The sequence below is a fragment of the Pontibacter korlensis genome (genome assembly GCF_000973725.1).
Lineage (GTDB): Bacteria > Bacteroidota > Bacteroidia > Cytophagales > Hymenobacteraceae > Pontibacter > Pontibacter korlensis.
Genome location: NZ_CP009621.1, coordinates 1,184,203 through 1,197,581 on the forward strand (window position 1 = coordinate 1,184,203; position 13,379 = coordinate 1,197,581).

Genomic DNA, 13,379 nt, shown 5'->3' on the forward strand with positions numbered 1-13,379 from the left:
ATTTAGAGTACGCCACCATGAGACAGCTGAACACGATACTTCTGATAGACGACGACGAAACCACCAATTACCTGAATCACCGTTTGCTTTCTCGCCTGGATGCCGCTTCTGATATACGGGTAGTGATGAACGGTGAGGAGGCCCTGAATTACCTGGAGCATGCATTTGCCAGTGTAGAAGGCTACCCACGCCCGGATCTCATTTTTGTAGATATCAAGATGTCGGTTATGGATGGTTTTGAGTTTCTGGAGGAGTACCAGAAATTTACACCTGAGCAAAAGAGCAATACTGTACTGCTGATGCTAACCTCTTCAGCCAGTTTCTACGACCTTGAAAAACTGAAAGCTTTTCCGGATGTGCGCAGGCACTACTCTAAGCCATTGGCAGAGGCCGATGTACGGGAGATCTTTCAAGAGTATTTTTAGCGCCTGTATTTCAAGATGAGCTATAGCAGCGGCATCCTTTTAAAAAGGGTGCCGCTGTTTTTTTGAGAAGCAGTCAGTTAACTATAGCCTCCGCATTGCCGTAAAAATAAAACCACGTATTTGTGGATTTAAGCATTGTAAAACGACAATATAAGAATAAAGCTATGGCAGACAAACCTTTGAATCTCAACCAGGATGATAAAAACAATCAGGATATAGGACGCGATCTGTATAATCAGGATCAACAGCAGAACCAAAATAGCTCACAGCGCTACAGCTATCGTGGCCGGCCTAACGACCGCAACTGGGGCGAAGGCAATTTTTTCCACACAGGCCCTAACCCTCGCGGAGCGCAAGATAGAAACCGTTACGACCAGGATTACCGCAAAGGAGGCGCCAGCAACAGCTCTTACAACCAAGGGCAGAATGCTCACCTGAACGACCACTACGGCAGCCGCGCTGGTAGCGCATACCGCGACGAGCGCCAGTTCCTGAACCACGGCGACCGTAACAACGATACATACCAGCACAGCATGCAGCACGATATGCGCCGCCCTCATGCACCAGGCGACTCGCTGCAGAACAAACACGGAGATGTAAACAATTATCAGAACGACCAGTGGCGCGAAGGCCCTGGTAGCAGTAGCCGTTACAAAGAAGATGACTACCGTTACGGCAGTGGCTCGCATAACTGGTACCGCGAAGGTCGCTATACTCCAGACAACAACGACGACGCTCCAAACCGACACCACCACCGCGACGACCGTGGCTTTATGGACCGGGTAAAGGATACCTGGAACGACATCTGGCACTCCGATGATCCGGATTATCATCCACGTGGCCCACACAGGTCACAGGCTGACCGCATCAGCTCCAGAAAGCATTACGGCTCTGAGCCGTACCGCGACCGCAGCTTCGACAGAGGCTACGAAGGAGGACCACGCTGGGCAGACGAGACTGACTCCGGCAAGGATAATTACTACGACGATACCGACAGAAATGAACGCTATCGCCGCTAAGCCGTATATGCCACAAGATTAGGTAGATTTGGTAGTAGATTAGTTTTAGTAGTGAATAACAAAAGCCAGCCGCAGCTGGCTTTTGTTATTTTGGCTATTCCTGCTTATCTTAAAAGGAACCTCCTGATTACCACGCCGTACACTTTAGAACCATGGCCTGTCAGGTATTTATTTGACCATTTAAGAGACACAGCATGCATCACGAAGAGCAAGACCCAAGACACCCGCACCACTGGGAGCACCAGCGCCACAGACGGCACCCGCACCATCCGGAGCACTTCAACGACTTCAGGAGCCGCTGGGGAGAGCCTGTACCCGCTATAAACCTGCATCGGCAGGACTGGCAGCAAGAGGATATTGGCAGATTTGAGCAGGAAGGACGTTACCATCGTGAGGAGTGGCTGCCAGAGCAACGCCAACATCCAAACCACTTTAACCAGCATCCTCAGCAGCAACACCCTTGGGAGGGGCAACGCCCGCCTGAGCCAATCTGGCGCCAGCGCGATGTGCATTTCGACCCAGGCAACCAGCGTGTGGAAGACCGTTGGTATGAAGATCCGACCATGCCACACCCACGCCGCCGTCCGCCACGCCACTACGATGGCTTCTGGCAAGACTATGAAGATTAGCTTATACTTTACAAGTAGGCTCGAAAAGATAAAAGCCGGTTATACCGGCTTTCGCTTTTTTTTACTCCTGCTATATCACCTATCAGAAGTGCTTCCGCAGGCCCACTCCCACCGATACAAGCTCCGGTATACCCGGCACCAGGTTCACTGATAAATCTGTGCCTGACTTTAGCTCATAGTTGTATTCAAACTCTCCCCCGTACCAGTAAAACCTATACTGCCATTGGCCGTGGCGCTTAAAGTACCCGTCATCCTGATAGCCTTCTATCCTGTTCCAGTCTTTGCGATACATTAGCGTGGGGCCAAAGCCACCATCAACAGAATGTCTGCCCCGGCTTAGGATAGTGCCTCTCCAGCCAACGTGTGTAAAGCCTGCCAGCTCGGCAGCGCAATCAGCATAAAGCCCCTGCTCCACCCGCACGCTCAGCTTATCACGATACACAAAGCGCTCATACCCTACTATGGCTCCCAAGTCCACAACAAATATTCCTTTCTCATCCAGCCTGTTTGGAAAAAGCTCTGGGTGTGGGCTCTGCTTTAGATGAGCTGACAAGCCAAAGAATTTAACCGTGACGGCATTTTTGAATGCAGGTAGCTCTGGCTCCTGCGCCAGCACTTGCAGCACAGACAGAAGCATACTTCCTACTATCAGTAACAGCCTAACTCTACGCATGATGATATCTTATACTTACTTCCGCTAAAATAGTCTTTTTGGCTAAAGCAGGTGTAGCAACTGCTAATCTTCGGCTATACTTTGTACTTTTGCAGGGATATGGAGGAGTTGGAGAGTTTACTAGCGCAGGTACGAGCCTGCCGCATCTGTGAGGAGCACCTGCCACTAGGGCCACGACCCGTTTTGGCAGCCAGCCACACAGCTAAGCTGCTGATTGTAGGGCAGGCACCAGGCACTAAAGTACACGCAAGTGGCATCCCTTGGGACGATCAGAGTGGCAAACGCCTGCGGCAGTGGCTCGGGCTGGCACCTGAGGTTTTCTATGATGAAAGCAAGGTGGCCATCGTACCTATGGGCTTTTGCTACCCAGGCAAGGGCAAGTCAGGCGACCTGCCGCCCCGCCCTGAATGTGCCCGGCACTGGCACCAGCAACTGATGACGCTCCTGCCTGATGTCCAGCTCACCCTACTTGTTGGCAAGTATGCCCAAGACTATTTCCTGGGCCATAAGGCTAAGCCAGCGCTTACCGAAACAGTAGCCAACTGGCATGAGTATTTGCCACAGTTTATGCCCATGCCGCACCCCTCGCCTCGCAACCAGTTCTGGATACGCCGCAACACTTGGTTTGAGACCGATGCCATACCTTATGTGCAGCAGTTGGTGCAATCTGTTATCTAGAAAGATCCGTATATTTAGCTTCTAATGCTGTTTTATAGTAGCAGGCGTATTAGCTTATGATAAACTATCCCACGAGTAAACTTCCTGATGTAGGCACCACCATTTTTACTGTGATGTCGACGCTGGCCAACGAGCATAAGGCTATAAACTTGTCGCAGGGCTTCCCGGACTTCAACTGTCCGGAGCCACTCATGAACCTGGTGACAAAGTACATGCACGAAGGTTTTAACCAGTATGCACCCATGGCTGGCCTGCCACAGCTCCGCCAAAAGATCAGCCTGAAAACAGAGAAAGTATACGGATACCGCCCTGACCCTGACACGGAGGTAACTGTAACCTCTGGTGCCACAGAAGCGCTGAATGCGGCTATTTCAGCAGTAGTTAAGCCTGGCGATGAGGTAATGGTGCTGGAGCCTTGCTACGACAGTTATGTGCCGGTTATCCGGTTGTGCGGCGGTTCTCCGGTCTTTGTGCCTTTGTCTCTTCCAGACTTCTCCGTAGACTGGGACCAGGTGAAGAATCGCCTCTCCTCCCGCACACGCCTGATCATCATTAACACGCCCCATAACCCTACCGGCGCAGTAATGTCCAGGCAAGACATGAACACACTGGCCAACCTGTTGAACGGCACCGACATTCTGGTGCTAAGCGACGAGGTATATGAGCACATGGTGTTTGATGGGCAAGAGCATTTTAGCGTATTGCAGCATCCGCAGTTGCGCGAGCGAAGCTTTGTCGTTTCCTCCTTCGGGAAAACTTACCATACAACCGGCTGGAAAGTAGGCTATGCTGTAGCTCCGCCTCAGCTCAGCAAAGAACTGCGAAAAATGCACCAGTTCATTACTTTCAGCACGGCCACTCCTTTCCAACTGGCTATTGCCGATTTTATGGAAGAGGAAGCGCATTACCTGGAGCTGCCTAATTTTTACCAGGCCAAAAGAGACTTCTTTTTACAGCAACTGCAGCAAACCCGCTTCGAGTTTATGCCTTCTGCAGGCACTTACTTTCAGCTTGTAAAGTACAATGGTATTACGGATGAACACGACCTCGATTTTGCCAAACGCCTGACAACTGAGACGGGTGTGGCTGCCATACCAATTTCTGCCTTCTACCACGATAAAACTGATAATAAATACCTCCGCTTCTGTTTCGCTAAGAGCGAAGAGACCTTGCGAGCTGCCGGAGAGATGCTGGCTAAAGTATAGTTTCGAAGAAAAGATGATGGCTATAAGACAAAACACGCTAACTTTTGCGTAGCTTTTTATCCTCATCCCTTATAAGATCGATTTTTAACTATGGATTTACGCGTAACCATTGTACAGACGGAGCTGCATTGGCAGGATGCAGAAGCAAACCGCCAGATGTTTAGCGACAAGCTTGCAGCCGCTGCTCCTCAAACGGACCTGATCGTACTGCCCGAGATGTTTACTACTGGCTTCAGCATGAATGCAGAAAGTGTGGCTGAGGAGGCCGACGGCCTTACACTTGACTGGATGCGACAGGAGGCACAGAAAAACCAGGCAGTAATAACAGGTAGTGTAATGGTGCGTGAGAGTGATAAATATTTCAACCGCCTCTACTGGGTGCGCCCTGATGGCTCTTTTGCCAGCTATAATAAGAAGCACCTGTTCCGTATGGCGAAGGAACATCATACCTATGCCCCAGGCAAAGAGCGCCTGATTGTAGAGCTGTACGGTTGGAAAGTATGTCCGCTGGTATGCTACGACCTGCGCTTCCCGGTATGGAGCCGCAACTCGGATAATGCATACGACCTGCTGCTGTATGTTGCCAACTGGCCTAAAGTACGCAGCCAGCCTTGGCGCACACTGCTACAGGCCCGCGCTATCGAGAACCTGGCTTACGTAGTGGGCGTGAACCGCGTAGGAACTGATGGCAACAACCATCCTTACTCCGGTGACTCAGCCATCATTCACCCTAAAGGCTACCAACTACTGGAAACAAGCGAAGTGGAGGGAATTCATACTATAACTTTGAGTAAAAAAGAACTCGTAGATTTCAGGGAAGCATTTCCGGCCCATTTGGATGCCGATACTTTTAGCCTGAACAGCTAAATACGCTACTCACCCCTCTTCCCAAAAGAGGGGTGTTCTTCTGATTACAGGCTAAGGGGGCATTTTGCTTAGAGCTTAGCAGTTAGGTTTACTATAGTTCTAGGAGAGCTCTCCACAGTAACGCTTCACCTCCTGCACTACCTCCTCTTCTGTCACCACTTTAAACGCTACATGCGAACGGGCGGAAAAGATACGCTGCAGGCGCGGGTGTTGCCCCTGCAAGAGCACCAGCCGCTGCTTACCCTCCTGGAACAGTTCTTCCAGCAAGGGCATCAGGCTACCTAAGTCCTGGGTATGCTCCTCTGCTTTTATGCAGACAACGGCACGCGCTGCCTCCCTTAACAGGCGCAGAGCGTAGTGCTGCAGTAGCTTATCGGAACGAGCATCAATGTCTAACACAGAAACAGATGGCAAACTTTTATGCACCTCTTCTACCACTGGCTGTTGAAAAGATGTATCGCTGGTAAGGTCTACGTAGAGGAATGCCTGCATTACCGCACCATCAGTTTAGAAGAAGTTTGTCCGCCTTTTTCTGACACTGCCCGGATGATGTAAATGCCGGACTGCAGTTCTGCCACCGATAACGTATGGGTACGGCTATACTTGTTAGCTTGGCTACGGTACGCACGCTTACCAACTAAGTCATATACTTCCAGCAGCACTGGCTCCGATGCCTGTACCCTTACAGGCTCTTCACGAGATTTATCATGAGGATTGGGATATACTCGCAGCGTAAGTTTCTCGCCTGCATCTGGCCCTGCTACATTACCTGCAGTCTGCTCCAGCAAGTATAGCCCTCCACCCTTTGACCCTAGCACCAGGTACTGCTTATTGGCTCCTCCTAAAGGTGCGGCAGTTATACTTAAACCCTTTCCTAACTGGGTTGCTTGCACCTGCTGCGTAAGTGTATTTTCCAGCACTTTTGTTTCAGCGGTAAAGGTGCCATGTTGGTTTTCGGAGATATTACGGAAGATGCGCAGCTCACCGCTTTCGTCTACTGTCAGTAAGTCAAGAGAGCCATCACCATCTATGTCGTAGATTGAAGAATGCAGGAAGCGGCGCTCAAAGTCGTAGTCCAACCCTCCGAAGCTACTGCTTTCCAATGTATAGACCGGTGCTGAGGCAGTTCCAGTATTGCGGTAGAACTCCAGGTTACTTGCAGCTTTACCTAGCACCAGGTCCAGATCACCGTCACCATCCAAGTCGGCAAAAGCTGGCGAGTCACCATCTGCTACTCTTAGCAGCACCTGTAGGTATGCCATATCGTAGGCGGCTGGTTGTCCTGCAGCAGCCAGGTTCTGCAGATAAGTTATCCGTGTGGATCCAGCTTGCGCACTTTTAAAGGTAAGTACAAGATCCATTGCTCCATCTCCGTTTATATCAGCAAATGTTGGTTTTATAGTATAAACTGAGCGGCTGTGCAGCCCCAGGAAGTCATCAGTAACAAGCGCAAAAGCCGGAGTTGCAGGTGTGCCGGTATTGCGGTAAAAACTGACAGAGCCCCCATACACGCCATTGCGGTAGCTGGCATCGTTGCCAACCAACATATCCAGGTCACCGTCACCATCCAGATCGGCAAAGGCTGGATAAGCTCCTTCACTCAAGTTTATCATCTGGTCCTGCAAGAAACTATCCTTCACAAAATCAAATGCAGGCATGTTGGCATCCCCTGTGTTGCGGTACAGCCAGGTAGAATTCATAAAATCCATGTTCCAAATTTCCTGATGTACCTGCGGTGCTGCTAACAAATCAGGCACTCCGTCAAACGTTACATCCTCATAGTATGCTGCAGGATAGAGGTTAAAGCTAATGGGATTTGAGGCTGGAAAAACCGGGCTAAAGTCAGTCATTAGTGCATTGTCAGGCGTACCCCTGTTTTCCATCAGCACAAGGTTCTCACAAGCAACTCCGCCCATAACCAATTCCATGTCACCATCGGCATCCATATCCAACAGTAACAAGGAGGAGCCATCGTGGCCGGAATGTGTGGGTGCAGCTATACTTTGCTCATGATGGCCGCCACACTGCTCGCCAAACTTAAAATCGTTGCAGTGCTCGCACTCCGTAATACCTCCCCACCAATTGGTCTGCTGCACAAACTGTAACGTACCGCAGGGCTGGCCCTGCTCCACCTGCATATTGCGGTAGAGCTCCAGGAAGTAACCTTGAGCGAAGTTTGTGATCAACACATCTAAATCGCCATCACCGTCAATGTCTGTAATGGCAGGCACATCGGCACCGTTCATCTGCATGTTTACCTGCCTTGTGCCATAGCGCAAGCCATCCGTAACCAGAGAGAACTGCAACTTTCCTTGCTCTGCTTGTTCCTGCCTAAACACCCGTATACCCAGAGGAGAGTTTGTAAAAATGTCCTTTAGCCCATCGCAATCATAATCCCGGAGCAAAACCCAATTATCAAGATCTGTCGGAAAAAATGCCTCATACTCCGGCGCGTATTTATATTGCCACTTCCCCTCCTCCTGCACAGCCAGCCAGGTAAATATTTTGCGCAGCTGCCTGTCGAAAATAAAGAGGTCTTCCTGCCCATCCTGGTTCAGGTCTATGGTAGAGAACTGCGGTGCATTTAGTCCCCCACTCCAGGGGTCGGTGAGTTGCCCTTCTGGTGTGGATACAGGTATGGCTTGGGTCATCTGAAACCTTAGCGGATCCTGCTGTGCCCTAGCACAAAGGGAAGCCACAAGTATATACAGGAGTGTAAAAGTTTTCTTCATGCAGGTACAACAGGTTAATGCCAGGTGTGGCTCACGCTAATTTGCCGAACAGCAGCCGGCCATCTACCGTTTTTCTCTATTTGGCTGTATATTGCCGCAATGTGAGGCAGCTAAATACTTAACGAATCTAGCTAGACGAAAAGCATTTAAGCAAGATAAAAATACGCATTTCATGCAGAACAATATTGAATTTCTATATCAAAGGTACCTGGAGTGCCGCCACGTAAGCACCGACTCTCGTGCAGCGCAGGACCAGAGCATGTTTTTTGCCTTAAATGGCCCCAACTTTAAAGGAGCAAAATTTGCAGAAATGGCCCTTGAAAAAGGAGCAAAGTATGCCGTAGTAGATGATCCTGCTATGGCCTCTGATAACGTGTTTGTGGTAGAAGACACACTACAGACACTACAGGATCTGGCTCGCCACCACCGCCGCCAGTTAAGTATACCAATCATTGGTATTACAGGCTCAAATGGCAAGACTACGACCAAGGAGCTTATTCATGCGGTGCTGAGCCAGAAATTTAACACTCTGTATACACAAGGCAACCTGAACAACCATATTGGGGTGCCGCTTACCTTGCTACGCATTAAGCCGGAGCATGAGATGGCGATCATTGAAATGGGCGCTAACCATATCGGAGAAATTGCGCTGCTTTCCAGTATAGCCATGCCAACCCATGGTATGATTACCAATATTGGCAAGGCGCACCTGGAAGGATTCGGAAGCCTGGAGGGCGTGGCCCGTGGCAAGAGCGAGTTATATGTGCACCTGCTGGAGCATGGCGGCACCGTGTTTATAAACACTGGCAATGAACACCTCATGCGCATGAGCCGCCGTATTGAGAACAAAGTTACCTACCCTGCACAAGAAGATTATTATCACAGCGAATTGTTGGAGGCGTCGCCTTACGTAGTGTATAAGGATGAAGAGGGCAATGTGGTGCACACGCAACTGGTGGGAAGCTACAACTATGAGAACATGGCCGCAGCAGCCTGCATCGGCAAGTACTTTGGTGTGCCGCTGCAGAAAGCCAACGAAGCTATTGCCGGCTATAGCCCGGTGAACAACCGCTCGCAAGTATTAAAGCAAGACAGCAACACCATTATCTTGGACGCCTATAATGCCAACCCTACCTCTATGGCCGCTGCTGTACGCAACTTCGGAAGTATGAACGCTCCCAAGAAGGTAGTTATACTTGGGGATATGTTTGAGATGGGTGCCGAGAGCGAGACTGAACACAGAACTTTAGGTGAGGTGTTAAATAAGCAGGCTTTTGATACCGTAATACTTTGCGGTAAAGACATGAAGTATGCGGCCGAAGTAAATGAGAACTTCTTATATTTCGAGACAAAGCCGGAACTGCAAACCTGGCTGCGCAAGAACCCGGTGGCGGAGAGCTACGTGCTGATCAAAGGCTCCCGGGGCATGGGCTTAGAAACGCTGGTGGAGGAGCTGTAATATAGCCAGATAATATATTCCTAGAAGTATAAGAATATATTATCTGGCTTCTGATATGCTAATCTTAAACCTAATAGGCTTATAATCCTGCCTTCAGCTTTACAGTGATTATGTATTTTGCCATGCCTGAAATTTAGTGTCTAGACATCTTTATTATATTTGAATATATTTATTCAAATATAAACCCATTCTATGAAGACAAAGATTGTATTACTTGCTTTCCTGTTGTGTTTAACCCAATTGGTTAACGCCCAAACAACAGGTACCCTTCCCTACAAACATCACTTCGGCATAGTTGCCAGTCCAACTCTCCAAAAAGTTTTTACCAACAACACCAGTTTACCTGTAGGCTTGATTTACAAACGGCAAGACAACGGCAGGGGCATGTTTAGGAGCTCCCTTATTAGTTCCCAAAACAGTTATCGCCAAAGTGTTGCTGTTCCATACTCAGCAAGCGATGTTGAAAGAACGGGAAAAGGCTTTACTGTTCAGCTGACGGGAGGATACGAATGGCATGTACCACTAAGCAATAAATGGCTGTTATATTATGGTGCTGAAGCAGGTCCCAGTTATGGGCGGAGTAACTCTGAAAGTCTAGATGTATACACTAATTCTAGCAGCCAAGGCAGCATTAGCCATTCCCAACAATCTACAACATTTGGTGCTATTTTACGTCCGCTTTCAGGTGTAGCTTATCAAATTACAGACAGGTTGTATATAACCACTGAAACAGCAATAGTAGCGAGCCTATACCGCTCCAAAAATAAGATGACCGATGAACAAACCACATCCGCAAATCACTCTTCTACAGAAAGATCATATAAAACAGATTGGAGTAGCATAAGTTATAAGCCTATTTCTAACATCTCATTCCTAATGCGGTTCTAATCAGGATAAAGAATCATAAAGCATGAAGCCAGAGGCGTGTACCTCTGGCTTTTGCTTTTAACAGAACTTATAAAATTTACTTCCTAAAACAGCGAATCAAAATCCTGCAACAGCGGCAACACCTCATCCTTCGGCGACACCAGCGGCTCGCTTACTCCCCAATCTATTCCCAAGGCAGGATCATTCCACAATATGCCGCCTTCTGTTTCTGGAGCGTAAAAGTCAGTGCACTTGTATAGGAAGGTTGTGTTATCTTCCAAGGCTACAAAACCATGTGCAAAGCCCTCTGGTATGTAAAGCAGGTTATGTTCCGCTGCATCAAGGATGCAGGCTGTATGCTGCCCAAATGTTGGAGAACCCTTACGAAGGTCTACCGCCACATCCAATGCTTTGCCAGTAGATACTCTTACCAGCTTACCTTGAGCATGTGGAGGCTTTTGAAAATGCAGCCCGCGAAGAACTCCCTTCTTCGACACCGATTGGTTATCCTGCACGAAATTGGGACTCAAGCCAAAAGGTTCAAACCACTTCAGACTAAAGGTTTCGGTAAAATACCCCCGGTCATCGCGAAAAACGCGTGGCTTAAATTCTATAATGCCTTCGATGTGAAAAAGTCTGTGTTGCATTGCTACCTGGTGCAGCTCTTTTATTTATGATACGGCTTACACGCCAAAAGGCCACAAGTTAGCCATTCTGCAGACACCATCAGAAATTTTAATGTAATTTGCAGTGGTTCTACTACACATAGCCGATAATAAAGTATAGCTTATGCAAGCAACTATCGCTTTTCTGCACACACATGTACTGGTGGTAGTGCTTTTCCTGCTCCTGTTCACCTTTAAGACAGTTCTGTTGCTGCTAAACAAGCACAAGGCGCTGGCCAAGGCACGCAAGCAAACAAGAATGCTCGACATCATTTTCGGCACTTTGATACTTGTTACCGGAGGTTACCTGCTGTTTAGCTACCAGGGTGTTCCAAGCTGGCTGATTACTAAGGTTGTTCTAGTACTTGTGGCTATACCACTAGGTATTGTCGGCATCAAGCGTGAGAACAAAATGCTGGCTGTACTGTCGCTGTTAATCTTCCTGTACATCTACTGCGTAGCGGAGACCAAAAGCCTAACGATGCAAAACCCCGGACCAGTGGAAAATGCAACTACAGGGGCTACGGCTACACCTGAGACAGATGCGGCCGAAACTGGTGATGCAAGACTCGGCGAATCAAAGGAGCTGCAAAAGGGAATTATAGGAGCCATAGGTGAGGCACAACTTGCTAATGCCAAGTCAATTTATACTCAACTTTGTGAGACTTGCCACGGTGCCGACGGAACCAAAGGTTTGGGAGGCGCTGCCAACCTGCAGGTAAGCAACCTGAGCCACAACAATCGTGTAAACGTAATCGAGAAAGGCCGTGGACTAATGCCGGCCTTCGGCAGCCAGCTAACGGACGAAGAAGTCGAGGCCTTGGCTGCTTATACCATGACGCTTAAAAAATAATGAATGGCTAAAAAGAAATTCTACGAAACCTCTAAGCCGCAGGAAACTGCCGTGCTGGTAGCTGTGCCAAACTACCGCCAAACTGATGAGCAAACAGAGGAATACCTTGATGAGCTTGCCTTCTTAGCTGAAACGGCAGGTGCACAAACCCTAAAGCGCTTCGTGCAGAAGCTGGACAAGCCAGATGTGCGCACCTTTGTAGGTAGTGGTAAACTTGAGGAAATAAAAGCTTATGTAAAGGAGTACGAGGTGGATATGGTGATCTTCGACGATGACTTGAGCCCCTCGCAGGTTCGTAACATAGAGCGTGAAATGCAGGTGAAGATTGTAGACCGCAGCTTGCTTATACTTGATATCTTCGCCCTGCGCGCTAAAACTGCCCAGGCACATGCCCAGGTAGAAATGGCTCAGTACCAGTACCTGCTACCGCGCCTTACTAACCTCTGGACTCACCTTTCCAAGCAGAAGGGTGGTATTGGTATGAAAGGTCCCGGTGAAACAGAGATTGAGACAGACCGCCGTATTGTGCGTGACAAGATTTCTTTGCTACGAGAGCGCCTGCGCAAATTTGAGAAGCAAAATTTTGAGCAGCGCAAAGCTCGCGCTGGCATAGTGCGTGTGGCACTGGTAGGATATACCAACGTGGGCAAGTCCACACTTATGAACCTGCTGTCAAAGTCAGAGGTATTTGCAGAGAACAAGCTGTTTGCTACCGTGGATGCCACAGTACGCAAGGTGGTACTCGAAAACATACCTTTCCTGCTCTCCGACACGGTAGGGTTCATCCGCAAGCTACCAACCAAGCTTATCGAGTCATTCAAATCTACGCTGGATGAGATACGCGAAGCTGATTTGCTGGTACATGTGGTGGATATATCGCACCCTTCGTTTGAAGACCATATTGCTGTTGTGAATGAGACTCTGAAAGACATTAACTCTGCAGATAAGCCAGTGCTGCTCGTATTCAATAAAATCGACCAGTACCTGGAAAAGCGGCAGCAGGAACTACAGGAGGAGGACATGAATATCCGGCCTTCTATCGAGGACCTGAAGGAGACTTATATGGCCAAAGAGCATGCTCCGGCCATGTTTATCTCTGCCACTGACAAGCTGAACATTGATGCACTGCGTGAAGAACTGCAGCGCCGTGTAGCTGAGATTCATTTTCAGCGTTATCCTAACAACGTGTAGCAAGTCTGCACTATTACCATTCTAGAAACACCCATCCGCTGCTCCGGCAGTAGATGGGTTTTTGCTTTCAGGCCCTCTACCTCCCTTTAGCCCAACCTTAACCACCCGGGCACAAC

Annotated in this window: 14 protein-coding genes; 10 read left to right on the plus strand and 4 right to left on the minus strand. The window is 48.9% G+C overall.

Translation table 11 applies throughout. From position 1 onward, the window contains the following. Positions 1-17: 17 nt before the first annotated feature. The 3 genes from PKOR_RS04895 to PKOR_RS04905 all read left to right on the plus strand — a co-directional run bounded on the left by PKOR_RS04895 (position 18) and on the right by PKOR_RS04905 (position 2,073). Complete coding sequence (locus PKOR_RS04895; RefSeq protein ID WP_046309469.1) at positions 18-425, plus strand: response regulator; 408 nt, start codon at positions 18-20, stop codon at positions 423-425. Positions 426-589: 164 nt separating this feature from the next. Then, complete coding sequence (locus PKOR_RS04900; RefSeq protein WP_046309470.1) at positions 590-1,444, plus strand: hypothetical protein; 855 nt, start codon at positions 590-592, stop codon at positions 1,442-1,444. Positions 1,445-1,638: 194 nt separating this feature from the next. Beyond that, the gene (locus tag PKOR_RS04905) at positions 1,639-2,073 is read left to right on the plus strand and encodes a hypothetical protein (RefSeq protein WP_046309471.1); all 435 of its coding nucleotides are present in this window, start codon (positions 1,639-1,641) and stop codon (positions 2,071-2,073) included. An 82-nt stretch (positions 2,074-2,155) separates the two neighbouring features. On the opposite strand, the gene PKOR_RS04910 is transcribed toward PKOR_RS04905, so the two are convergent. Continuing rightward, a complete protein-coding gene (locus tag PKOR_RS04910) occupies positions 2,156-2,746 on the minus strand; it encodes a hypothetical protein (protein WP_046309472.1) in 591 nt (196 codons plus the stop codon). Between the two features lie 99 nt (positions 2,747-2,845). Here PKOR_RS04910 and PKOR_RS04915 point away from each other — a divergent pair, with 99 nt between their 5' ends. From PKOR_RS04915 to PKOR_RS04925, 3 genes are all read left to right on the plus strand, one after another. Then, complete coding sequence (locus tag PKOR_RS04915; protein WP_046309473.1) at positions 2,846-3,424, plus strand: uracil-DNA glycosylase family protein; 579 nt, start codon at positions 2,846-2,848, stop codon at positions 3,422-3,424. A 56-nt stretch (positions 3,425-3,480) separates the two neighbouring features. Beyond that, entirely contained in the window at positions 3,481-4,629 is a 1,149-nt protein-coding gene (locus PKOR_RS04920; RefSeq protein ID WP_046309474.1) for a pyridoxal phosphate-dependent aminotransferase, read from the plus strand. A 90-nt stretch (positions 4,630-4,719) separates the two neighbouring features. Then, complete coding sequence (locus PKOR_RS04925; protein ID WP_046309475.1) at positions 4,720-5,496, plus strand: amidohydrolase; 777 nt, start codon at positions 4,720-4,722, stop codon at positions 5,494-5,496. Between the two features lie 99 nt (positions 5,497-5,595). On the opposite strand, the gene PKOR_RS04930 is transcribed toward PKOR_RS04925, so the two are convergent. Beyond that, complete coding sequence (locus PKOR_RS04930) at positions 5,596-5,988, minus strand: hypothetical protein (RefSeq protein WP_046309476.1); 393 nt, start codon at positions 5,986-5,988, stop codon at positions 5,596-5,598. Continuing rightward, a complete protein-coding gene (locus tag PKOR_RS04935) occupies positions 5,988-8,228 on the minus strand; it encodes a T9SS type A sorting domain-containing protein (RefSeq protein WP_046309477.1) in 2,241 nt (746 codons plus the stop codon). The genes PKOR_RS04930 and PKOR_RS04935 overlap by 1 nt, the downstream gene beginning before the upstream one ends. A 172-nt stretch (positions 8,229-8,400) precedes the next feature. On the opposite strand from PKOR_RS04935, the gene PKOR_RS04940 reads away from it, so the two are divergent. Both PKOR_RS04940 and PKOR_RS04945 read left to right on the plus strand, forming a co-directional pair. Beyond that, the gene (locus PKOR_RS04940; RefSeq protein WP_046309478.1) at positions 8,401-9,687 is read left to right on the plus strand and encodes a UDP-N-acetylmuramoyl-tripeptide--D-alanyl-D-alanine ligase; all 1,287 of its coding nucleotides are present in this window, start codon (positions 8,401-8,403) and stop codon (positions 9,685-9,687) included. Between the two features lie 192 nt (positions 9,688-9,879). Further along, entirely contained in the window at positions 9,880-10,575 is a 696-nt protein-coding gene (locus tag PKOR_RS04945) for a hypothetical protein (protein WP_046309479.1), read from the plus strand. Positions 10,576-10,658: 83 nt separating this feature from the next. Here the strand turns inward: PKOR_RS04945 and rfbC are convergent, their stop codons facing one another. Continuing rightward, positions 10,659-11,201 carry a dTDP-4-dehydrorhamnose 3,5-epimerase gene (rfbC, locus tag PKOR_RS04950; RefSeq protein WP_046309480.1) on the minus strand — a complete coding sequence of 181 codons (543 nt, stop codon included), beginning with the start codon at positions 11,199-11,201 and terminating at the stop codon, positions 10,659-10,661. A gap of 142 nt (positions 11,202-11,343) precedes the next feature. Here rfbC and PKOR_RS23345 point away from each other — a divergent pair, with 142 nt between their 5' ends. Beyond that, positions 11,344-12,072, plus strand: a complete 729-nt coding sequence (locus PKOR_RS23345; RefSeq protein WP_052738721.1) for a SirB2 family protein — start codon at positions 11,344-11,346, stop codon at positions 12,070-12,072. A 3-nt stretch (positions 12,073-12,075) separates the two neighbouring features. Next, positions 12,076-13,263: a GTPase HflX gene (hflX, locus tag PKOR_RS04960; protein ID WP_046309481.1), complete on the plus strand. Its 1,188-nt coding sequence runs from the start codon at positions 12,076-12,078 to the stop codon at positions 13,261-13,263. Positions 13,264-13,379: the final 116 nt, after the last annotated feature.

What these genes read in the sequence shown, in the direction of transcription:
- rfbC (WP_046309480.1), bottom strand. Translation starts at nt 11,201, where the DNA reads ATGCAACACAGACTTTTTCACATCGAAGGCATTATAGAATTTAAGCCA.
- PKOR_RS04895 (WP_046309469.1), top strand. Translation starts at nt 18, where the DNA reads ATGAGACAGCTGAACACGATACTTCTGATAGACGACGACGAAACCACC.
- PKOR_RS04905 (WP_046309471.1), top strand. Translation starts at nt 1,639, where the DNA reads ATGCATCACGAAGAGCAAGACCCAAGACACCCGCACCACTGGGAGCAC.
- PKOR_RS04920 (WP_046309474.1), top strand. Translation starts at nt 3,481, where the DNA reads ATGATAAACTATCCCACGAGTAAACTTCCTGATGTAGGCACCACCATT.
- PKOR_RS04925 (WP_046309475.1), top strand. Translation starts at nt 4,720, where the DNA reads ATGGATTTACGCGTAACCATTGTACAGACGGAGCTGCATTGGCAGGAT.
- PKOR_RS04910 (WP_046309472.1), bottom strand. Translation starts at nt 2,746, where the DNA reads ATGCGTAGAGTTAGGCTGTTACTGATAGTAGGAAGTATGCTTCTGTCT.
- PKOR_RS04915 (WP_046309473.1), top strand. Translation starts at nt 2,846, where the DNA reads ATGGAGGAGTTGGAGAGTTTACTAGCGCAGGTACGAGCCTGCCGCATC.
- hflX (WP_046309481.1), top strand. Translation starts at nt 12,076, where the DNA reads ATGGCTAAAAAGAAATTCTACGAAACCTCTAAGCCGCAGGAAACTGCC.
- PKOR_RS04930 (WP_046309476.1), bottom strand. Translation starts at nt 5,988, where the DNA reads ATGCAGGCATTCCTCTACGTAGACCTTACCAGCGATACATCTTTTCAA.
- PKOR_RS23345 (WP_052738721.1), top strand. Translation starts at nt 11,344, where the DNA reads ATGCAAGCAACTATCGCTTTTCTGCACACACATGTACTGGTGGTAGTG.
- PKOR_RS04940 (WP_046309478.1), top strand. Translation starts at nt 8,401, where the DNA reads ATGCAGAACAATATTGAATTTCTATATCAAAGGTACCTGGAGTGCCGC.
- PKOR_RS04945 (WP_046309479.1), top strand. Translation starts at nt 9,880, where the DNA reads ATGAAGACAAAGATTGTATTACTTGCTTTCCTGTTGTGTTTAACCCAA.
- PKOR_RS04935 (WP_046309477.1), bottom strand. Translation starts at nt 8,228, where the DNA reads ATGAAGAAAACTTTTACACTCCTGTATATACTTGTGGCTTCCCTTTGT.
- PKOR_RS04900 (WP_046309470.1), top strand. Translation starts at nt 590, where the DNA reads ATGGCAGACAAACCTTTGAATCTCAACCAGGATGATAAAAACAATCAG.